Origin of the sequence: Actinophytocola sp. NPDC049390, from assembly GCF_044466355.1 — a bacterium.
Classification (GTDB): domain Bacteria; phylum Actinomycetota; class Actinomycetes; order Mycobacteriales; family Pseudonocardiaceae; genus Actinophytocola.
The window spans coordinates 694,969-714,399 of the sequence record NZ_JBITMQ010000002.1 but is presented as its reverse complement, the minus strand read 5'-3'; the positions used below and the strand labels follow the sequence as shown (position 1 = coordinate 714,399).

General features: G+C 72.0%; 20 protein-coding genes. 9 read left to right on the top strand and 11 right to left on the bottom strand.

All coding sequences use genetic code 11. The annotated features are described in order from the left end of the window. Both ACIBVP_RS09500 and ACIBVP_RS09495 read right to left on the bottom strand, forming a co-directional pair. Positions 1–333 (bottom strand): DUF1801 domain-containing protein, encoded by a 333-nt coding sequence (locus ACIBVP_RS09500; RefSeq protein WP_396105580.1) that lies wholly within the window; start codon positions 331–333, stop codon positions 1–3. A gap of 82 nt (positions 334–415) precedes the next feature. Next, complete coding sequence (locus ACIBVP_RS09495; RefSeq protein ID WP_396105579.1) at positions 416–1,213, bottom strand: maleylpyruvate isomerase N-terminal domain-containing protein; 798 nt, start codon at positions 1,211–1,213, stop codon at positions 416–418. A gap of 72 nt (positions 1,214–1,285) precedes the next feature. On the opposite strand from ACIBVP_RS09495, the gene ACIBVP_RS09490 reads away from it, so the two are divergent. After that, entirely contained in the window at positions 1,286–1,909 is a 624-nt protein-coding gene (locus ACIBVP_RS09490) for a winged helix-turn-helix transcriptional regulator (RefSeq protein ID WP_396105578.1), read from the top strand. On the opposite strand, the gene ACIBVP_RS09485 is transcribed toward ACIBVP_RS09490, so the two are convergent. Both ACIBVP_RS09485 and ACIBVP_RS09480 read right to left on the bottom strand, forming a co-directional pair. After that, positions 1,902–2,468 carry an NTP transferase domain-containing protein gene (locus tag ACIBVP_RS09485; RefSeq protein WP_396105577.1) on the bottom strand — a complete coding sequence of 189 codons (567 nt, stop codon included), beginning with the start codon at positions 2,466–2,468 and terminating at the stop codon, positions 1,902–1,904. The genes ACIBVP_RS09490 and ACIBVP_RS09485 overlap by 8 nt on opposite strands. An 11-nt stretch (positions 2,469–2,479) precedes the next feature. Beyond that, complete coding sequence (locus ACIBVP_RS09480) at positions 2,480–3,337, bottom strand: SDR family oxidoreductase (RefSeq protein ID WP_396105576.1); 858 nt, start codon at positions 3,335–3,337, stop codon at positions 2,480–2,482. Between the two features lie 64 nt (positions 3,338–3,401). Here ACIBVP_RS09480 and ACIBVP_RS09475 point away from each other — a divergent pair, with 64 nt between their 5' ends. The 3 genes from ACIBVP_RS09475 to ACIBVP_RS09465 all read left to right on the top strand — a co-directional run bounded on the left by ACIBVP_RS09475 (position 3,402) and on the right by ACIBVP_RS09465 (position 6,124). Continuing rightward, complete coding sequence (locus tag ACIBVP_RS09475; RefSeq protein WP_396105575.1) at positions 3,402–4,178, top strand: TetR/AcrR family transcriptional regulator; 777 nt, start codon at positions 3,402–3,404, stop codon at positions 4,176–4,178. Then, the gene (locus tag ACIBVP_RS09470; RefSeq protein WP_396105574.1) at positions 4,175–4,861 is read left to right on the top strand and encodes an alpha/beta hydrolase; all 687 of its coding nucleotides are present in this window, start codon (positions 4,175–4,177) and stop codon (positions 4,859–4,861) included. The genes ACIBVP_RS09475 and ACIBVP_RS09470 overlap by 4 nt, the downstream gene beginning before the upstream one ends. An 84-nt stretch (positions 4,862–4,945) precedes the next feature. Continuing rightward, entirely contained in the window at positions 4,946–6,124 is a 1,179-nt protein-coding gene (locus ACIBVP_RS09465) for an LCP family protein (RefSeq protein WP_396105573.1), read from the top strand. Positions 6,125–6,171: 47 nt separating this feature from the next. Here ACIBVP_RS09465 and ACIBVP_RS09460 read toward each other — a convergent pair whose 3' ends face one another. Next, complete coding sequence (locus ACIBVP_RS09460) at positions 6,172–6,627, bottom strand: peroxiredoxin (RefSeq protein WP_396105572.1); 456 nt, start codon at positions 6,625–6,627, stop codon at positions 6,172–6,174. 35 nt (positions 6,628–6,662) lie between these two features. Here ACIBVP_RS09460 and ACIBVP_RS09455 point away from each other — a divergent pair, with 35 nt between their 5' ends. Both ACIBVP_RS09455 and ACIBVP_RS09450 read left to right on the top strand, forming a co-directional pair. Next, entirely contained in the window at positions 6,663–7,268 is a 606-nt protein-coding gene (locus ACIBVP_RS09455) for a hypothetical protein (RefSeq protein ID WP_396105571.1), read from the top strand. A 475-nt stretch (positions 7,269–7,743) separates the two neighbouring features. Then, entirely contained in the window at positions 7,744–8,787 is a 1,044-nt protein-coding gene (locus ACIBVP_RS09450; protein ID WP_396105570.1) for a DUF2332 domain-containing protein, read from the top strand. Positions 8,788–8,796: 9 nt separating this feature from the next. Here the strand turns inward: ACIBVP_RS09450 and paaI are convergent, their stop codons facing one another. Beyond that, complete coding sequence (gene paaI / locus ACIBVP_RS09445) at positions 8,797–9,162, bottom strand: hydroxyphenylacetyl-CoA thioesterase PaaI (protein ID WP_396105853.1); 366 nt, start codon at positions 9,160–9,162, stop codon at positions 8,797–8,799. 137 nt (positions 9,163–9,299) lie between these two features. On the opposite strand from paaI, the gene icmF reads away from it, so the two are divergent. From icmF to ACIBVP_RS09430, 3 genes are read left to right on the top strand one after another with little or no spacing between them, the layout of a single operon-like run. Continuing rightward, the gene (gene icmF / locus ACIBVP_RS09440; RefSeq protein ID WP_396105569.1) at positions 9,300–12,560 is read left to right on the top strand and encodes a fused isobutyryl-CoA mutase/GTPase IcmF; all 3,261 of its coding nucleotides are present in this window, start codon (positions 9,300–9,302) and stop codon (positions 12,558–12,560) included. Positions 12,561–12,574: 14 nt separating this feature from the next. Continuing rightward, a complete protein-coding gene (locus ACIBVP_RS09435) occupies positions 12,575–13,438 on the top strand; it encodes a 3-hydroxybutyryl-CoA dehydrogenase (RefSeq protein WP_396105568.1) in 864 nt (287 codons plus the stop codon). Between the two features lie 4 nt (positions 13,439–13,442). Next, complete coding sequence (locus tag ACIBVP_RS09430; protein WP_396105567.1) at positions 13,443–14,090, top strand: transglycosylase SLT domain-containing protein; 648 nt, start codon at positions 13,443–13,445, stop codon at positions 14,088–14,090. Positions 14,091–14,094: 4 nt separating this feature from the next. On the opposite strand, the gene ACIBVP_RS09425 is transcribed toward ACIBVP_RS09430, so the two are convergent. The 5 genes from ACIBVP_RS09425 to ACIBVP_RS09405 all read right to left on the bottom strand — a co-directional run bounded on the left by ACIBVP_RS09425 (position 14,095) and on the right by ACIBVP_RS09405 (position 19,352). Next, the gene (locus tag ACIBVP_RS09425; RefSeq protein ID WP_396105566.1) at positions 14,095–15,651 is read right to left on the bottom strand and encodes an LCP family protein; all 1,557 of its coding nucleotides are present in this window, start codon (positions 15,649–15,651) and stop codon (positions 14,095–14,097) included. A 126-nt stretch (positions 15,652–15,777) separates the two neighbouring features. Then, positions 15,778–16,980, bottom strand: a complete 1,203-nt coding sequence (locus ACIBVP_RS09420) for an amidohydrolase (RefSeq protein WP_396105565.1) — start codon at positions 16,978–16,980, stop codon at positions 15,778–15,780. Positions 16,981–17,005: 25 nt separating this feature from the next. Continuing rightward, positions 17,006–17,536 carry a DUF6882 domain-containing protein gene (locus ACIBVP_RS09415; RefSeq protein WP_396105564.1) on the bottom strand — a complete coding sequence of 177 codons (531 nt, stop codon included), beginning with the start codon at positions 17,534–17,536 and terminating at the stop codon, positions 17,006–17,008. 71 nt (positions 17,537–17,607) lie between these two features. Then, positions 17,608–17,910: a roadblock/LC7 domain-containing protein gene (locus tag ACIBVP_RS09410; RefSeq protein WP_396105563.1), complete on the bottom strand. Its 303-nt coding sequence runs from the start codon at positions 17,908–17,910 to the stop codon at positions 17,608–17,610. Beyond that, entirely contained in the window at positions 17,907–19,352 is a 1,446-nt protein-coding gene (locus tag ACIBVP_RS09405; RefSeq protein WP_396105562.1) for a S1 family peptidase, read from the bottom strand. Before ACIBVP_RS09405 ends, ACIBVP_RS09410 begins: the two co-directional genes overlap by 4 nt. Positions 19,353–19,431 lie beyond the last annotated feature (79 nt).

The following is a 19,431-nucleotide window of genomic DNA, read 5'->3' as shown; positions in this document are numbered from 1 at the left end:
CTACGGGTCGGTCTGGTGTGCGAGCGCGTCCCGCACCAGACCGGCCACGTCGCCGGGCGCGGCGAGCGCCTGGGCGGCGGGCACCTGACGGGTGTACTTGCCGTCGCCGGTGAGCAGCCCGGCGGGGTCCGCGAGCAACGAGCCCTTGTGGAACACCAGGTACACGGCCGTGCCCGTGGCGGCGACCGCACACACCCAGTGGTGCCAGTCGCCGTTCGCGGTGAAGGTGAGGCGGTTCCACTTGACGGCCTCGTCGAGTTCGGCGGTGCGCCGCACCAGGTCCGCGAGCGGCGCCGCGTCGGGACGTGCGTCCAGCCATTCGTCGACGGTCATGTGGCCTCCGGCTCCCTCGAACCACGCTACCCGCCACCACCGACGATGTCCGTGCGCGCCGGGCGGGTCGTCCACGTCCTGGTTACGGTGGGCTGAGGACGGTGAGCATGCGGGCGAGCTTCCACGGCTGAGCGCCCCACGCGGTGAGCTTTCCGCCGAGCACCGGTGACCACAGTGCCTGCCTGCCGATGAACACCAGCATGAGGGCCGCGGGGTCGGCGGACAGGTGGGCGTCGACGTCGTGCGTGCCCGGGGTTTCGAGCGTCAGCGAACCGCCGTCGAAGGCGAGCACCGTGCGCCCGCCGCCGCGCAGGCGGAACTCGACGCGCGCGCGGAAGGACCGGGCCTTCTCCTGGTCGACGAACGCGGTGGGCGGCAGCGCGGCGATCAGCGGAAGCACCCCGCCCTCGATCGCTAGCAGGGCGTGGTGACGCGGGATCGGCCACCGCTGCCCGGTGGCCTTGGCGATGTCGTGGCCGTGGATCAGGCATTCCTCGAGCAGGTGACACGCCACGACAGACGGCGGCACGGGCGTGCCCTGCAGCCAGTCGACCGTCGCCGGTCGTGTGCCCGAGGCGACGTCGTCGAACTCGTTCGCGAGCGCGGCGATCCGGTCCGCGAGGACGACCGGGTCCCGGACGTCGTCACCGGCGAGCATCCTCGCGTTGACCTCGGCCATGCCCGCGGCCGTGACCGTGGCCTCCGGGACCGCTTTCCCGGCGACGGCGTCGGTGTCGAAGCGGAACACGTGGGACAGGTGCGCCGCGACGTCGCCCACCGTCCAGGTGCCGACCGACGGGGCGTCCGCGTCGGGAGCGTGCCCGAGGAGCGCGACGAGCTCTCCGGCGACGTCCCGCAACGCGGCCCTTGCCTCGGTCATGGTGCCGGGAATGCCGATCACCTCCTCGTGGTAGATTAACTCAATCGCACTTTAGATTATCAAGTAGGCGGGATGAGTCGGAACTACGGCCAGTACTGCGGTCTCGCCAGGGCGCTCGACGTCGTGGGCGACCGGTGGAACCTGCTTGTCGTGCGCCAGCTCCTGCTGGGGCCCGCCCGCTACCGGGAGCTGCTCGACGGACTGCCCGGTATGGCCACCAACCTGCTCGCCGACCGGCTGCGCGACCTCGAGGCCGCGGGCGTGGTCGAGCGGCGCCTCGCGGAGCGGGGCAACGCGGTCGTGTACGCCCTCACGCCGTGGGGTGCCGAGCTGCGGGGGCCGATCGACGGCCTCATCCGCTGGTCGACGCCCCTGATGGCCCGCGGCCCGGACGGTGACCACTTCCGCGGCGAATGGCTCGTCGTGGCGCTGTCCGCCCTGCTCACCGGTAAGGGCCGCCGGTCGTCGACGGTGGGGATCGCGGTCGACGACGGTCTGCTCCAGGTGCGCAGCACACGTTCGGGCGTGGCCGTGAGCCCGCACGACGGTCGTGATCTCGACGCCGTCGTGCGTGCCGATCCGGCCGTCGTGCTCGGGCTCGCGGCGGGTGCGCTCGCCCTGGACGACGTCCGTGGGCTCGTCGAGGTGGACGGCGACGAGGACGTGGTGCGGGCGCTGTTCGGCGCCGTCAGGTGATCAGGTCCTCCGGGCGGTCCACGTCCGCGCCGCTCGCCACGTCCTCGCACGGCACCGCGGTCACCTCGTGCCGGGCCAGGTAGGGCCGCGCGCCCGCGTCACCGGCCGCCAGCTCACCGACCGCCGCCCACCGGTCCCGCCCGATCAGCACCGGGTGACCGGGCACGCCGTCGTACGTCGCGCGGGCGAGGGCGGACGGCGACGCCAGCGCGACGAACCGCCGCACCGCGGCCGCCGTCACGCCCGGGGTGTCCACCGGCAGCACCACGACCGCCTCGCAGCCCGCCGAGGGCAACGTCGCGAGCCCGGTCCGCAACGACGACCCCATCCCGGACTCCCAGTCCGGGTTGTCCACAAGGGTCGATCCGGACAACGCGGCGGTGCTCCGGACGTCCGCGGCCAACGCGCCGAGCACCACCACCACGGGCGCGCACCCGCCCGCGTGCAAGGCGTCGGCCGCGTGTTCGACGAACAACCGGCCCTCGTGGTGGACCAACGCCTTCGGCATCCCGAACCGCCGCCCGGCACCCGCCGCCAGTAGCAATCCCGCGACCGTCATGTTCGACAAGCCTAGGCGCGGAAGGCCGCCACGTTGTCGCGTGCCCATTCCGCGTAGGTGCGTGCGGGGCGTCCGAGCACCTCCGACACCGTCGGCAGCGGGACGAGCAGCTCCGACCAGTCCACGTCGTCGAACGACGGCCCGCCCGCCGAGTAGTCCTCGAACCCCAGCAGGAACCCGGCGTTCTCCGCCGCCCAGCCACCCTGCCGCTCGAGGATCTCCCGCGCCTCCTCCGCGCTGACCTCCTCGAACGCCACCTCCTCGCCGAGCGCGGCGCCGATCGCCGCCACCTGGTCGCGCAGCGTCAGCAGCTCGGGCCCGGTCAGGTCGTACCAGCGGCCGCTGTGCCCGTCCTCGGTCAGCGCGGCCACGGCCACCGCCGCGATGTCGCCGTCGTGGATCGCGAGGGTGGGCGCGTCCGGTCGCGCGTACCGCACGACCCGGTCGGCGCGGATCATCGGACCCCACAGCCGCTCGGTGTTCGACGCGAAGTCGCCCGGCCGGACGTGCGTGTACTCCAGGCCCGACGCCTCCACGGCCTGTTCGACCGGCAGCTGGAAGTCCGTGTCGAAGCCACCAGTCACCGCGCCCGACGACAGCGTCACGATCCGTGTCACCCCGGCCGCCTTCGCCCGTGCCACGACCTCGGTCGCGGTCCTCGGCTCGGGGAACAGGTACATCCGGTCCACCCCGTCGACCGGCACCGACTCCGGTTCGAGCAGGTCGCCGCGCACCACCTCGACGCCCGGCGGGAACGCGGCACCTGCCGGGTTCCTCGTCATCGCCCGCACCTCGTGGCCCGCCGCCGCGAGCTGCGTGACCACGTGCCGCCCCACATGACCGGTCGCGCCGGTCACCAACACCCTCATGACACCCCCGTCAAAAGTGGGTACACCGTACGCATAAACGGTACCACCTACGATGGCGGGCACGATGACCGAGGACGACAAGGCCGCGAGTTTCGGCGGCAGCGCAGCGTCGGCCGAGACGATGGCGTTGCTGTGGGGGACCAAACCGGCACCCACCCGGGGCCGAAAACCGGGTATGACGGTGCCCGCGATCGTGGCCACGGCCATCGAGATCGCCGACGCCGAAGGGCTCGACGCGCTGTCGATGCGCCGCGTCGCCGACGCGCTCGGCGTCGGCACCATGTCGCTCTACCGCTACCTGCCCGGCAAGGCGGAGCTGGTCGAGCTGATGCTCGACACGGTGATGGGCGAGGGCGGCCCACCCGAGCCGGACCCGGCGGGCTGGCGTGCGAGCCTCGCTGCCTTCGCCCGTCAGAGCCTCGCGGGCTACCGGCGCCACCCGTGGCTGCTGGACGCGTCGATCTCCCGTGGGCTGATGGGCCCCAACCAGACCGCCGCCCTGGACGCGCTGCTGCGGATGATCGCCGGCATCGGCCTGACGAACGGGCAGATGATGGCCGTGGTCGGGCTCGTGGTCGGCTACGTGCAGGGCCGGGCGCGGCAGCTCGCCGACACCACGCGGGCCGAACAGCGCTCGGGCGTGTCCGACGAGCAGTTCTGGCGCGACTTCGCGCCCATGCTCGACGAGCACCTGGACGCCGACCGCTTCCCGGCGCTGGCCGCCGTGTGGCGCGACGACGAGCTGAGCTGGGAGGACGAGTTCGAGTTCGGGCTCGAACGCGTGCTGGACGGGATCGAGGCGTTCGTGAACGGCACAGGGAACAGGGAGAGTGGTCGGTGACGGTGGCACCTCGGCTGCGGAAGCGGGGTGCGAGCGGCGGTGGCGTGCGTGCCGCCGTGCTCGTGCTCCACGGCGGTCAGGAGAACAGCGAGGCTCCCGCGTCGCCGTGGCAGCCCGCGTACGTCCGGATGGTGCCGTTCGCGCGGGACCTCGCACGGGCGCCGGGTGTCGCGGTGTGGCAGCTGTGCAACCGCTACCGCGGCTGGAACGCCCCCGCCCTCGACCCGGTCACCGACGCGCGCTGGGCGCTCGGGGAGCTGCGCCGGGCGCACCCGGACGTGCCGGTCGCGCTCGTCGGGCACTCCATGGGTGGCCGGGTCGCGCTGCGGGTCGCCGACGAGGACGCCGTGACCGGGGTGTGCGCGCTCGCGCCGTGGACACCGGACGGTGAGCCGGTGGCGCAGCTGGCCGGGCGGACGGTCCTCATCGCGCACGGTGACCGCGACACGATGACCGACCCGGCGCTGTCGTACACCTACGCCGAACGCGCCAAGGAGGTCACCGACGCCGTGGCCCGGTTCGACGTGCGCGGCGAGGCGCACGCGTTGCTGCGCCGTTACGCGGAGTGGACGCGCCTGGTCAGGCGGTTCACACTCGGTGTGCTGGGAGTGGTCGACGTCGATCGCGACATCGCGGAAGCGCTGGCGAAACCCGCCCCGGCGGGACTGCGTGTACCGATTTGATCACCGTCTCGTACGGTGTAGCCCCGTGACGCGCAACCTCGGTGCGGGTCCCCACGTCTCGTCTCGTAACGGAAGGGTGGGGAGATGAGTTATCAGCCGCCGCCACGTCGGCCCGGTCCGCCGCCACGGCAGGGCCCCGGCTACGGCCGTCCGCAGGGTGGGGCCCGCAAGCCGCCATACCACCAGACACAGATGCTGCCGCTGCCCGGACAGGAGCAACGGCGCGACTACGGACCGCCACCGAGACGCGACGACTACAACCAGCCACCACCCGGCAGAGACGAGGGTTACCCGCCGCCACCCCCGCGCAGGCCGCGCCGAAGGCCGCGGTGGGGTCGCCGGATCGGGATCACGTTCCTGATCCTGCTCCTGCTGATCGCCGGTGGCTTCTTCTGGATGGACACGTCGCTGAACCGCGTCGCGGCCATCGAGGACTACCCGGGCCGCCCGGCCGAGGCCGCGGGCACCAACTGGCTGATCGTCGGGTCGGACAGCCGCGAGGGCCTGACCCCCGAGGAGCAGGCCAAGTACAACACCGGTGACCCGACCAGCAAGCTCACCGACACGATCATGATCGCGCACATCCCGGACAACGACACGAAGCCGACGCTGGTGTCGCTGCCCCGGGACCTGCGTGTGGAGGTCCCCGGGCACGGCCGCAAGCAGATCAACGCCGTGTACTCGCTCGGCGAGGCGCCGCTGCTGGTGAAGACCGTCGAGGCCAACACCGGTCTGCGCATCGAGCACTATGCGGAGATCAGCTTCCTCGGGTTCGCGGGCATCGTGGACGCGGTCGGCGGCGTCGAGATGGACATCCCGGAGAAGATGGTGGACCGGCAGACCGGTGCCGTCATCCCGGCGGGCAAGCAGACGCTGGACGGCGTGCAGGCGCTGGCGTTCGTGCGCATGCGCAAGTCGGACGCCACCCCGCGCTCGGACCTCGACCGCGTGGTGAACCAGCGCAAGTTCATCGGTGCGCTGGCCGGCGAGATGGCGAGCCCCGGCACGCTGCTGAACCCGTTCTCGCTGTTCCCGATGATCGGCGAGGCCACCGACGCGCTGACCGTCGACGAGGGCGACCACCTGTGGCACCTCGCGAGCCTCGGTTTCGCGATGGACGGCATCTCCGACGGCGGCACCGTGACGACGACCGTCCCGGTGACCAGCGGCAACGCGCACGACATGGACGACGCTCGGTCGGAACAGCTGTGGACGGCGCTGCGGGAGGACACCGAAATCCCGGCGGACGTGATCGAGAACTGACGTGCACGAGTCCCCGGGACCGCGTGGTCCCGGGGACTCCGCCCGTCTCAGGCGGCCCGGGCGCGCAGCACCTCGAGCGCGCGGTCCGCGTGGACGGCCATCCGCAGCTCGCTCTTGATCACGTCGACGACCGTGCGGTCGGTGTCGATCACGAACGTCTGCCGTCGGGTGAGCAGTGGGCCGAAGCTGCGCCGCACGCCGAACCGCTTCGCCACCTCGCCGTCCACATCGGACAGCAGCGGGTAGTCGAAGCCGTGCTTCTCGCTGAACTCCGCCTGCCTGTCGACCGCGTCCGGGCTGATGCCGATCCGGTGCGCGCCGACCCCGGCGAACTCGGCCGCGAGGTCGCGGAAGTGGCAGCTCTCCGCGGTGCAGCCCTTCGTCATCGCGGCCGGGTAGAAGAACAGCACCACCGGGCCCGACTCCAGGAACTCGCGCAGCGCGCGGGTCGTGCCGGTCTCGTCCGGCAGCTCGAAGTCCGGTGCCGACTCCCCAACCTTCATGCGCGTTCCCTTCCTCAGGTGCCACCATGTGCTCCGTGGACGTCACCGCCCCTCCCAGTCTGCCGCTCCGCCTCGCGCGCGCGGTCACCGAGGTGCTCTCGCCGGCCGTGGTCGTGCCGCTGCTGTCGTTCGCCGTCGCGTGGTACGGCACCAACCACGACCCCGTCGGGACGGTCGGCTGGGGCCTGCTGGTGACGGTGTTCTACTGCGCGATCCCCATGGCCATCGTCATCCGCGGGGCCCGGGGCGGGCGCTGGGAGGGGCACTGGGTGCGCGAACGTGAGCGCAGGCTGGTGCCGTTCCTGCTGATCCTCGTGTCCACGCTCGTCGGCCTGGTGGTGATGCTCGTCGGCAGCGCGCCGAGGGACGTGCTGGCGCTGGCGTGGTCGATGGTCGCGACGCTGCTGGCCTGCCTGGTGATCACGCGGTGGTGGAAGGTGTCCGTGCACGCCACGGTCGCGGGCGGCGCGGTCGCGACGATCGTGCTGCTGTACGGGCCGTGGTACCTGCTGCTCGTCCCCGCGCTGGCGCTCGTGTGCTGGTCCCGCGTGGTGGTGGAGGACCACACGGTCGCGCAGGTCCTCGTCGGCGCGGTCCTCGGGCCGGTGGTCGGCGGGGTGGTGTTCCTCGCGCTCAGGTGAGGTCGGGCCCGAACCCGGCCGCCGCCGCGAGCCGCACGGGGTCACCGCCGAGCCCGCGCGCGTCGGCGACGGTCGGCCGGACGCCGCCGGGCGGGGTCGTGCGCTTCACACCACAAAGACCAGGGGATCAGCAGCATCCGGCCGAGCTGTTCGAGGTTCTCGAGGATCCGGTGCGCGGCAACGGCTTCGTCGAGCGACAGTCGCGTGTGGACGGACGGGCCGCGCCGGAACCTGGTCGACGGAGTTGGCGTCGATCGCCGTCGTACGGATGAGCACCTGCCCCTCGCCGGGGACAGGTACGTCCGCCTCCTCGGCTTTCAGCACTTCAGGCCGCCGTATTCGTGGTACCGGGCTCTGCGCACGGTATTCTCCTGCCTTGGCGAACCAAGTGGACCCGCGGTCGAGGGCATGATGGGGGGCGCCGGGGGCGGAGGTCGCGTCGCGGACTTGCACGCACTGGCATCGGGAGTTCTGGATGGGTAGGGCGCGCACGCTGGCCCAGGTGTACCGGCACTTCGGCGAGGGCGAGGCCGCGGGGACGCTGTACGCGCGCGTCGCCGTCGCCGTGAGCGAGTCCGCCGAGGCCCTGCGGGCCGTCGAAGCGGCACCGGCGCGCAAGCGGCAGCCCGCGCTGATCCTCGCCGCACTGCACGACCTCGCGCTCGCCGGACGCGCCCCGGCACTCGCCGCGGCCTACGCGGCCAGGGACGGTGACGCTGCCGCCGCGGCGGCCATCGACGCGTTGCTGTATGAGACTGAACTGGTCGTGGCCCTCGCCGCGCACCGGAAGGCGCGGAAGGGCGAGACCGGGCGCTGTGCGGTGCTGTACCCGGCCATCGCCGAGGCGGCGCACCGGGTGGGCGCGGACGCGGTGGGGCTGGTCGACGTCGGCTGCTCGGCCGGGCTCAACCTCACGGTCGATCGCGTCGGCATCACCTATGACAACGGGCAGTCACTGGGCGACCCGTCGTCTCCGGTGCGGCATGCGGCGGGGGTCGTGGGCGACAGGCGCCTCCCGGCGCACGCGATGCCCGACGTGCGCACCCGCGTCGGCATCGACGCGGAGCCCGTCGACGTGACCGACCCCGAGCAAGCCCGCTGGGTGCGCGCCTGCCTGCCGCCGGAGGAGGTCGCCGGGCTCGACGCCGAGCTGGCCCTGGCGGCGGCGGACCCACCGGTGTTGCTGCGGGGTGACGTCGTCGACCTGCTGCCCGAGGCCATCGCCCGGGTGCCGGACGACGTGCTGCCGGTCGTCACCACGACCTGGGCGCTGCGGCGGCTCTCGCTCGAGCACCGGCTGCGGTTCCTGCGCCGCCTCGACGAAGCTGCCACCCACCGGCCGGTGGCGTGGGTGTCGGCGGAAGGGGTCGGCGTCGCGCCCGCGATACCCACCTTCGGCGACCGCCACGCCTCCGGCCACAGCATCATCGGCCTGGCCGTGTTCGAGCACGCGACCCTCCGCGCCGAGGGCGTCGGCCGCACCTGGTCGCAGGGCCGCCTGCTGTCCTGGCTCGCCTAGCCGAGTCCGTCAGCGCAACATGCGACTGCGGCCCCGGAACTCGGCGATCACCTCGTCGGCCCTGGTGACCGTGACGTCGTAGATGCCGCTGCGGCCGTAGACCACGCGTTCCTCCGCCCTGGCGGTCAGCTCGTCGCCGAGGTGGGCGGACGCGACGAACGTGATGTCGGCGCCCGCGGCGACCGTGACCGGGCCGTGGCTGTTGCAGGCGCACGCGAACGCGGTGTCGGCGAGCAGGAACACGTAACCGCCGTGGGCGAGGTCGTGGCCGTTGACCATCGTGTCGGTGATGGTCATGCGGACCGTCGCGTGGCCTGGGCCCGCCTCGACCAGTGTGATGCCCAGTGACCGGGACGCCAGGTCGTCGTCGAGCATTCTGCGTACTGACTCCGGCACCGGCACGTGGGCTCCATCGTCGTTCGAGTGGGCATCGTCGCAGGTGGGATATCACATCAAGCGAGACCTGCGCCACATCGGTTGCACATCCGAAAGTAGGACGACAAACTATTTTCATGGCGAAGACCTCGTTGTACCGTCCGGAGCACCCGGTCCGTTTCGTCACCGCGGCGAGCCTGTTCGACGGGCACGACGCGGCGATCAACATCATGCGCCGGATCCTGCAGTCGCAGGGCGCCGAGGTGATCCACCTCGGGCACAACCGGTCGGTCAACGAAGTGGTGCGCGCGGCGATCCAGGAGGACGTCCAGGGCATCGCGATCAGTGCCTACCAGGGCGGCCACGTCGAGTACTTCAGCTACCTCGTCGAACTGCTCGCCGAGCACGGCGCCGGCCACATCAAGGTCTACGGCGGCGGCGGTGGCGTCATCGTCCCCGAGGAGATCGCCCTGCTGCACGAACGCGGCGTGGCGCGCATCTTCTCGCCGGAGGACGGCCAGCGGCTGGGCCTCGCGCGCATGATCAACACCATGGTCGAGGCGTGCGACCACGACCTGGCCGACCGGGCGGAGCCCACCGTGGAGGCGATCGTCGCGGGCGGGCACGACGTGCTCGCGCACACGATCACCGCGATCGAGGCGGGCAGGCTGTCCGACGGCACGCTCGCCGCGATCCGCGACGCCGCGGCCAAGCGGCCGGTGCCGGTCCTCGGCATCACCGGCACCGGCGGGTCCGGCAAGTCGTCGCTCACCGACGAGCTGGTCCGGCGCTTCCGCGTGGACCAGCAGGACAAACTGCGCATCGCGGTCCTCGCCGTCGACCCGACGCGACGACGTGGCGGCGGCGCGCTGCTCGGCGACCGGATCCGCATGAACTCCCTCGGCGGCATCGGCGGCGACGACGGCGCCCAGATCTACTTCCGCTCCATGGCCACGCGCGCCGCGGCCACCGAGGTGCCCGCGGCGCTGACCGACGCGATCGCCGCGTGCAAGGCGGCGGGCAACGACCTGGTGATCGTCGAGACCCCGGGCATCGGGCAGGGCGACGCGGCGATCGTGCCGTTCGTCGACACCTCGCTGTACGTGATGACGCCGGAGTTCGGCGCCGCGTCGCAGCTCGAGAAGATCGACATGCTGGACTTCGCGGACGTCGTCGCGATCAACAAGTTCGAGCGCCGCGGCGCCGAGGACGCCCGCCGTGACGTGGCGCGGCAGATGGTGCGCAACCGCGAGGCGTTCGGCGTCTCGTGGGAGGACATGCCGGTCTACGGCACCAGCGCCGCCACGTTCAACGACGACGGCGTCACCGCGCTCCACCACCACCTGCGCGACCTGCTCGCCGAGGGCGGTCTCGCCGTCAGCGAGCCGACGCTCGCGCCGGTCGACGGGAGGGTCTCGACCCGGGCCGCGACCGTCGTGCCGCCGCAGCGCGCGCGGTACCTGGCCGAGATCGCGGAGTCCGTCCGCGGGTATCACAAAGAGACTGACGAGCAGGTGGCCGCGGTCCGCGAACACGATGGGCTCGGCCGTGCCCGCGCGGCGCTGGAGCGGGCCGGTGCCGCCACCGACGACGTCGACAAGCTCGTCGCCGAGGCGCGGCGGCGGGTCGCCCGCGACACCGAGGACCTCCTGGCCCGGCACCGCAAGCTGGCCGAGGACTACGCGGGCGAGGAACTGGTCGTGACGGTCCGCGACAAGGAGCTGCACACACAGCTGTGGCGCGAGACCCTGTCGGGCACCCGCGTGCCCCGGGTCGCGCTGCCGCGGTTCGACGACGACGGTTCGCTGCTGCGCTTCCTGCGCAAGGAGAACCTGCCCGGCTACTTCCCGTTCACGGCGGGCGTGTTCCCGTTCAAACGGGACGGCGAGGACCCGGCCCGGATGTTCGCGGGCGAGGGCGACGCGTTCCGCACCAACCGCCGGTTCCGCTACCTGTCCGAGGGCTCGTCGGCGACCCGGCTGTCCACGGCGTTCGACTCGGTCACGCTGTACGGGCACGACCCGGACACCCCGCCGGACATCTACGGCAAGGTCGGCACGTCCGGCGTCTCGATCGCCACGCTCGACGACATGAAGGCGCTCTACGACGGCTTCGACCTGACCGCGCCGACCACGTCCGTGTCGATGACGATCAACGGCCCGGCCCCCACGATCCTCGCGTTCTTCCTGAACACGGCGATCGACCAGACCGTGGACAAGTTCGTCGCCGAGCACGGCCGTGAGCCCAGCGACGAGGAGCGGGAGAAGCTGGCCGCCTGGGCGCTCGCGAACGTGCGCGGCACCGTGCAGGCCGACATCCTCAAGGAGGACCAGGGGCAGAACACCTGCATCTTCTCCACCGAGTTCTCCCTGCGGATGATGGCGGACATCCAGGAGTGGTTCATCGCCAACAAGGTCCGCAACTTCTACTCGGTGTCGATCTCCGGCTACCACATCGCGGAGGCGGGGGCGAACCCGATCAGCCAGCTCGCGTTCACACTGGCGAACGGGTTCACCTACGTCGAGTCCTACCTGGCGCGCGGCATGCACATCGACGACTTCGCGCCGAACCTGTCGTTCTTCTTCTCCAACGGCCTCGACGCCGAGTACAACGTGATCGGCCGGGTCGCGCGGCGGATCTGGGCGGTGGCCATGCGGGAGCGCTACGGCGCGAACGAACGGTCGCAGAAGTTCAAGTACCACGTGCAGACCTCGGGCCGGTCGCTGCACGCGCAGGAGATGCACTTCAACGACATCCGCACCACGCTGCAGGCGCTGTGCGCGCTGTACGACAACTGCAACTCGCTGCACACCAACGCCTACGACGAGGCGGTCACCACGCCGACGGAGTCGTCGGTGCGCCGGGCGATGGCCATCCAGCTGATCATCAACAAGGAGTGGGGCCTGTCGAAGAACGAGAACCCGCTGCAGGGCTCGTTCATCGTCGACGAGCTGACCGACCTGGTCGAAGAGGCCGTGCTGACCGAGTTCGAGCGGCTCTCCGAGCGGGGCGGCGTGCTCGGCGCGATGGAGACCGGCTACCAGCGCGGTCGCATCCAGGACGAGAGCATGCTCTACGAGCAGCGCAAGCACGACGGGTCGCTACCGTTGGTCGGGGTGAACACGTTCCTGCCGACCAAGGACAACGCCGAGGAGCTGCCGACGATCGAGCTGGCCCGCGCGACCGAGGACGAGAAGCGGTCGCAGGTGGAGCGGACCAGGGCGTTCCAGGCGGCGCACAAGGCGGAGGCCGAGGAGGCACTGCGGCGGCTGCGCGCGGCGGTGGCGGAGGACCGTAACGTGTTCGGTGAGTTGATGGCCGCGGCCAGGGTGTGCACGCTGGGACAGGTCACCGACGCCTTCTTCGAGGTCGGTGGCCAGTACCGGCGGAACGTGTGACTTCGGAGGGTCTTTTGTCAGGCATCGAGCGGGTTGGCGTCGTCGGTTGTGGCCTCATGGGGTCGGGCATCGCGGAGGTGAGCGCGCGGGCGGGCCTGGACGTCCTGGTCACGGAGGTGTCCGGGGACGCGCTGAAGGCGGGGCAGGCCCGGATCGAGAAGTCCCTGGCCCGCGCCGTGCGCAACGGGAAGCTGTCCGAGGAGGACCGCGCCGCCGCGCTCGGCCGGATCAGGTTCACCCCGGACATGGGCGACTTCGCCGACCGCCAGCTGGTGGTCGAGGCGGTCGCGGAGAACGAGCAGGCCAAGACGGAGGTGTTCGCCTCCCTCGACAAGGTCGTGACCGACCCGACGGCGGTGTTCGCGTCCAACACGTCCTCCATCCCGATCATGAAGCTGGGCATGGCGACGTCCCGGCCCCAGCAGGTGATCGGCATCCACTTCTTCAACCCGGTGCCGGTGCTGAAGCTGGTCGAGCTGGTCCCGTCGCTGCTGACCGGCGAGGACACGAAGGCCCGCGCGCAGGCGTTCGCGCAGGGGAAGCTGAGCAAGCAGGTCATCCTGTCGCAGGACCGCGCGGGGTTCGTCGTGAACGCCCTGCTGGTGCCGTACCTGCTGTCGGCGATCCGGATGCTGGAGTCGGGCTTCGCGTCCGCGGAGGACATCGACACCGGCATGATCCAGGGCTGTGCGCACCCGATGGGGCCGCTGGCGCTGACCGACCTGATCGGCCTGGACACCACGAAGGCGATCGCGGAGTCGATGTACGCGGAGTTCAAGGAGCCGCTGTACTCGCCGCCGCCGCTGCTCCTGCGCATGGTCGACGCCGGTCTGCTGGGCAAGAAGAGCAACCGCGGCTTCTACGACTACAGCAGCTGAGGTCGTGCCCGGCACGAGAGCCGTGGCGGGGCTCGTCGCGGCGGCGTGTGTCATGGCGGGCTGTTCGGTGCCGGAGGCCGAGCAGCCCGTCGAGTCGTCCCCGACGTCGGTCGCGGCCCAGTCCGCGACCCCCGTCCCGTCGACGACGGCATCGCGGACCGGGGTGAACCAGGACCCGGCGGAGTTCGCCGACCCGGTCGTCGAGCACGCCGGTGCGGCGGAGGTCAACCCGGTGCTGCTGATGGCGATCCTCTACAACGAGTCCTACAAGCCGCACGACCCTGAGCTGGAACGCGCCTGGCAGAAGATCGACCCGGACGCGGCGTTCGGGGTGGCGAACATGCACCGGGCCGCGTTCGACGACACCAGGCGGGGCCGCCCGTTCGCGGACCGGCGGTGGGAGGAGCTGCCCGACGACCCGGACCTCGCGATCGAGGCCGCCGCCTGGTACCTCCACGACCTGGCCGCGCGGCTGCCGGTGGCGCAGCGCCCGCCGTTGCGCCACGACGACCTGCTCGCCATCGGGTACAACGCGGGGCCGGGCGCCATGAGCGCGGTCGCGAACGGCGCCGCGCCCGGCACACAAGCACAGTCCTACGTGGAGAAGTTGCGGCGCAACTGGGCGAAGGCGGAGGACGCCGTCCGCCGGTAGCGGGTCAGTTCACGCAGACGCCGTCACCCACGGCGGGTGGGCCGGCCGGCTGCCCGGCGGAGTGGAGGTCGAGCAGGCCGGGCCGGGCGACGCCGTCGACTGTGGGGTAGTCCTGGCCGAGCAGGACGGTGACCTGGCCGGGCTGCTGGTTCGCGTCCTCCTCGACCTGGGCCGGTGCGGCCAGGGCCGCGGTGACGAGGTCGGCGGCCGCCCGTTCGCCGGGGGCGTGGCGGACGACGGTGGTGTCGCGGGTGCTGGCGTCCTCGACGAGCCCGATCGTGAAGCCCTCCTTGGTCAGGACGCCGGCCACGCCGCTCGCCAGGCCGTCGACCTGGGCGGCGTTGCGCACGTTGACCGTGATCGACGCGGGCCGCGGCGTGCCGTCGACCGGGGCCCTCGGCGTCGCGTCGTCCGGCATGACGCCGCGGACGAAGTCCCTGACCTCGGCGGGGTCGACCTCGACGGCCTTGCCGTCCGGGGTGGGCATGCCGATGTCGCCGTGCGGGATGGTCTGGAAGGTGAGGTTCCCGCCGGTGAAGTCGACCATCTGCTGCGCGAACTCGATGATGTTCCACCCCTGGTCGAGCACGACGGACTTGGTCACCGCCTGCTGCAGTCTGCGCATGGTCTCCGAGCCCGGTGCCAGCAGGTCGGCCGAGAACGCCTTCCTGGCCATGCCCGCGAGGAACACCTGCTGGCGGGCGACCCGGTCGATGTCACCGTTCGGCAGCCCCTTGCGTTGCCGGACGAACGCCAGCGCGGGCGCACCGGACAGGTTCTGGCGGCCCGCCGGGAAGTTCGCGCCCGAGTCGGCGTCCTTCACGGGTTCCCTGAGACAGACCTCGATGCCGCCGATCGCCTTGGTGATGTCGTAGAAGCCGAGCAGGTTGACCTCGGCGTAGTGGTCGATGGTGACCCCGGTCAGCTGTTGCACGGTCGCGATGAGGCTGACGGCGCCTTCCTTGTTGGACTCCACGGTGAGAGTGCGCCGGTCGGTGACGCCCTCGTCGCGCAGGGACGCCAGTGCGTCATTCTTCTTCCGCGAGTACGCGGAGTTGATCTTGTGTTTGCCGTAGCCGGGGATGTCGACGTAGGCGTCGCGGGGGATGGAGATGCCGGTGGCCCTTCCGCCCTCGACCGGGATGTGGATCATCATGATCGTGTCGGTGTTGAGCACGCCGTCGGCCTTGCCCGCGTTCAGCATCGCCAGCTGCTCCCGCGACAACGGGTTGCCGTGTGCGTCGGTCCGCGAGTCCATCCCGACGAGCAGGATGTCGACCGCGCCGTCGATCGGCGGCCCGTCGTCCGCCGCGCCGCTGATCACGTCGATCGTGACCACGTCCTGCGCGAAGTCCGTCAGCTGCGACCAGTAGTAGCCGGTGCCCGCGAGCACCAGCGCGGACACCACCCCCAGCACGAGCTTGCCGCCGGCCAGCGCGAACCGCCCTCGGCGCGCAGCGTCGTCCGGTCCCCGGACAGCTCGCCTCGCGGGCACGGTCGGCTCGTGCATCCAGGCCCGCGACCTCGCCGCGGGCCGGTCACCGTCCCCTCGCCGTTCCACGTGTCCTCCCGTTCACCGCCCGCCCCGGGTGTTCGCGGCCGAGTCGCGGAAGATCGCCGCGGGCCGTTGACCCACTGACGTCGCGGGCTGCGCACCTGTTGAGCGCTGTGAACGGGATCACGCCGCTCAGGTCACGGGCAGCCACGCGCGGGCGGCGGCGGTCAGGGCCGCGGTGCCCAGGTCGAGCGTCGGGTCGACGACCGGCGCGAACAGCGGCGAGTGGTTGGCGGGCAGGTCGGCGACCCGCGCGCGGATCTCGTCCAGCGACGTCGCACCGGCGAACGTCCCCGGGTCGGCGCCGCCGAGCAGCCAGTACACGAGCGGCACCCCGGCCGCCGTGGCGAACACCCCGACGTCCTCGCTGCCGGTGACGGGCCCCGGGTCCACCACGATCGGCACCGCCGACGCGAGCGCAGGGCGGGTCCGGTCGGCCGCCTCGGGGTCGTTGACCGCGGCCGGGTAGCTCGTCTCCACGACGATCTCGGGTGGCTTGGGCGCACCGGACGCGGTCGCCTCGCCCAGGACGATGCGTTCCACGGTGGCGAGGGTGCGGGCCCGGACGTCCGGGTCGTAGGTGCGGATGCTGAGCAGCAGCTCGGCGTCGTCGGGGATGATGTTGGCGACCGTGCCCGCGCGCATCGCGCCGACGGTGACCACGACCGTGTCGGTGGCCGCGGTCTCCCGCGCGACGACGGTCTGCAGCCGCAGGACCACGGACGCGGCCATCACCACCGGGTCGACCGCCGCCTCGGGGCGCGAGCCGTGCCCGCCGCGGCCGTGCAGCGTGACGCGGACCGAGTCGGCCGCCGCGAACGCCGGACCCGGCCGCAGCCCGATCACCCCGGCCGGGATGGGTGCCACGTGCTGGCCCAGCACCACGTCCGGCCTGCCGAACCGCTCGAACAGCCCGTCGGCGACCATCGCCTCCGCGCCGCCGCCGATCTCCTCCGCGGGCTGGCACACCGCGAGCACGGTGCCCGACCAGCTCGACCGGTCGGCGGACAGCGCGCGGGCAGCCCCGACCAGGCACGTGACGTGCACGTCGTGACCGCAGGCGTGTGCCACCGGGGTGCCGTCGACCACGACGGTGCTCGCGTAGGGGAGGCCGGTCTTCTCCTCGACCGGCAGGGCGTCCATGTCCGCGCGCAGCAGCGCCGTCGGGCCGTCGCCGTTGCGCAGGACGCCGACCACTCCGGTGCCGCCGACGCCCTCGGTCACCTCGAACCCGGCGGCGCGCAGCTCCCTCGCCGCGACGGCGGCGGTGCGGGTCTCCGCGAAGCCGAGTTCGGGGTGCTGGTGCAGGTCGCGGTACAGGTCGGCCAGGTCCATGGCGACAACTATCGCAGCGCGACCGTCACCGGTGATCGGCGACGTCGATCGTGAACTGGCGGGTGGCGCCGTCCTGGTCGGTCAGGGTGACCGCGCCGAACGTGATGATCGGAACGGCGGCGGCGCCGGTGCCCCGGTAGAACCCGGTCGCCCTGGTGATCCGGACCGCGAGCGCCGCGAGACTGGCGGCCGTCTCGTCGTCCGTGTCGACCTTGGGCTGCGTGAGCACGGCGACGCCGTTGGCCGCGCCCCACTCGCGCATGGCGTGGGCGTCCCGGCTCATGCCGGGCAGGATGCTCTGGTTGGCCCACGACCAGAGCCAGCTGCCCGCCGACGGGTTGTAGCTCGCGACGATCTGCGCGGGCGCGCTCGCGACCCCGTGGGGGAACGTCCACGAGATGATCCCGGTGCGCTGGTCGAGGTCCCAGCGGTCGGCGGTGCCCAGCCCCCACGTCCGGTGCGCCTGCGCCAACTGCTCGATCATGCTCTCGCCCTGGAAGAGCAGCTCGGCCAGCAGGTCCTGGTTGTCGTCGCCCCGGCGCCGGAAGATTCCCATGGACCGCAGCATCGCAGACCTCGGGGCGGGTTCCGCGTCAGGTGATCGACCGACAGGCGAGGCCGTCCCCCTCACTCGCGCACGGTCAGCACCGCCAGATGCGTGCCGTCCCTGAGCGTGGTCAGCACCAGCACGCCCCGTGCCATCTCGACCGTCGTCTGGTGCACGCGGTTCGCCCCCAGCAACGACGCCGCGCCCGCCGTCAGCCCGGCGACCCCAGCGGCGAGAGCAGCCAACTGGTTCGCCTGGGCCGACGGCAGGCCGGCCGAGGTGGCGAGTGGCGTGCCGTCCGCAGCGCACGCCACCGCCCGCACCACCCCGTGGATGACGTCGGCCAGGTCGTCGACCAGGCGGTCGACGTCAACCACGGTCATGGGCGCGAATACCCCAGCGTGTAGGCGCCGGACCCGCTGTACGCGTGCACGACGTACCGGTAGTACCCGGCGGTCCCGTTGTAGGACACCGTCTCGTCGGGGTTCGGGGTCGTGCCGCTCGCGACGTCGGCCCACGACGACCCGGTCCACTTCTGCAGGTACAGGTCGAAGTCCGCACCCGACGGGCCGTCCAGGCAACCGGTGTGGGCACCGCTCGTCGTGGACTGGTAGTAGCTGCCGTTCGGCTGCACGGCGGTCGCGCCGGACGCCAGGTTCCCGGTGAGCGACCCCTCGCAATCGCCACCGGGCGGCTCGCCGCCGCCGTTCGTCACCAGCGTCAGGCCGTACACCTGCAGGATCTCGTTCACCGGCTGGAAGAACGTCGTCCCGCCGGTGCGGCAGTTGCCGGAACCACCGGACGTCACGCCCTGCGCCTGGTTGCCCGCCAGCAGCGAACCACCGGAGTCACCCGGCTCGGCGCACACGTTGGTCCTGATCAGGCCGGTGATCGTGCCCTCGGGGTAGGTCACCGACGCGTTGCGGGCCTGGATCGTGCCGCAGTGCCAGCCGGTCGTGGAACCGGACCGGCACACGGTCGACCCGACCGCCGCGTCCTGCGACCCGGCCACCGCCACGCGGCCGCCCGCGTAGTTGTTGACCGCGCCGACCGGGGTGTTGCCCGCGTTCACCCGCACCCACGCGTAGTCGTTGCCGGGGAAGCTCGAACCGGCGAACTGGCCGCTGGGCTGCGAGGTCGTGGCGCCGGTCCGGCCGCAGTGGCCCGCGGTGACGAACCCGCCCTGCACCGAGAAGCCGACCGAGCACCGCGTGCCCGACCCGATGTAGTACGCGTTCCCGCCGACGACGTCGATGAGCGGCCGCGGCGACTCGTTCGACGCCACCACGCGCACGGCGTCCGTCGCGACCCCCGACGCCCGGACGAACCGCCACGCGGCGGCGGTCGCGTCCGGTCTCGACAACACCACGACCGTGTTCGACGGGGCGTCGACGTACCAGCCGGGCACGGTCCTCGGCGCCCGGGACTTGTTGCGGTCCAACGAGAAGCGCACGGTGTCGAGCGCCTTCTCGCTGCGCGCCACCACCCGTGCCGTGGCGCCGTGCGCACGCACCGACGACGCGGCGGCCGACGACGTCACGCCGACGACGAGCCGTCCGCCGGCGAGCCAGCCACCCGCGTAGGTGTCGCCGAGGTCCTTGCGCAGCGCCAGGTTCGTGTCGTTGGCCCGATTCTCGGACGCGAGCCGGGCCACCGCCGCGTCGGCGGTGAGCCCGAGGTCGCGTTGCATCGCCGCGAGCATGACCGCGTTCTGTGTGGCGGGCGGTGCGGCCGACGGCGGTGGTGCCGCCGTGGCCGAGGGGGCGGTCGCGAGCCCGGTGATCAGGGCCGCGACGAAGATGCCCGAACGGAGTCTTCGATCCATGTTTCGGTGTCTCCCTTGACAGCAAAAGCAGGGTGGATCAACAAGGGAGACGCTAGGACGACCCGGCGCGCCAGGGGAC

What these genes read in the sequence shown, in the direction of transcription:
- paaI (WP_396105853.1), bottom strand. Translation starts at nt 9,162, where the DNA reads ATGCTCGACGACGACCTGGCGTCCCGGTCACTGGGCATCACACTGGTC.
- ACIBVP_RS09495 (WP_396105579.1), bottom strand. Translation starts at nt 1,213, where the DNA reads ATGACCGAGGCAAGGGCCGCGTTGCGGGACGTCGCCGGAGAGCTCGTC.
- ACIBVP_RS09420 (WP_396105565.1), bottom strand. Translation starts at nt 16,980, where the DNA reads ATGGACCTGGCCGACCTGTACCGCGACCTGCACCAGCACCCCGAACTC.
- ACIBVP_RS09480 (WP_396105576.1), bottom strand. Translation starts at nt 3,337, where the DNA reads ATGAGGGTGTTGGTGACCGGCGCGACCGGTCATGTGGGGCGGCACGTG.
- ACIBVP_RS09415 (WP_396105564.1), bottom strand. Translation starts at nt 17,536, where the DNA reads ATGGGAATCTTCCGGCGCCGGGGCGACGACAACCAGGACCTGCTGGCC.
- ACIBVP_RS09475 (WP_396105575.1), top strand. Translation starts at nt 3,402, where the DNA reads ATGACCGAGGACGACAAGGCCGCGAGTTTCGGCGGCAGCGCAGCGTCG.
- ACIBVP_RS09490 (WP_396105578.1), top strand. Translation starts at nt 1,286, where the DNA reads ATGAGTCGGAACTACGGCCAGTACTGCGGTCTCGCCAGGGCGCTCGAC.
- ACIBVP_RS09410 (WP_396105563.1), bottom strand. Translation starts at nt 17,910, where the DNA reads ATGACCGTGGTTGACGTCGACCGCCTGGTCGACGACCTGGCCGACGTC.
- ACIBVP_RS09405 (WP_396105562.1), bottom strand. Translation starts at nt 19,352, where the DNA reads ATGGATCGAAGACTCCGTTCGGGCATCTTCGTCGCGGCCCTGATCACC.
- ACIBVP_RS09500 (WP_396105580.1), bottom strand. Translation starts at nt 333, where the DNA reads ATGACCGTCGACGAATGGCTGGACGCACGTCCCGACGCGGCGCCGCTC.
- ACIBVP_RS09465 (WP_396105573.1), top strand. Translation starts at nt 4,946, where the DNA reads ATGAGTTATCAGCCGCCGCCACGTCGGCCCGGTCCGCCGCCACGGCAG.
- ACIBVP_RS09485 (WP_396105577.1), bottom strand. Translation starts at nt 2,468, where the DNA reads ATGACGGTCGCGGGATTGCTACTGGCGGCGGGTGCCGGGCGGCGGTTC.
- ACIBVP_RS09450 (WP_396105570.1), top strand. Translation starts at nt 7,744, where the DNA reads ATGGGTAGGGCGCGCACGCTGGCCCAGGTGTACCGGCACTTCGGCGAG.
- ACIBVP_RS09460 (WP_396105572.1), bottom strand. Translation starts at nt 6,627, where the DNA reads ATGAAGGTTGGGGAGTCGGCACCGGACTTCGAGCTGCCGGACGAGACC.
- icmF (WP_396105569.1), top strand. Translation starts at nt 9,300, where the DNA reads ATGGCGAAGACCTCGTTGTACCGTCCGGAGCACCCGGTCCGTTTCGTC.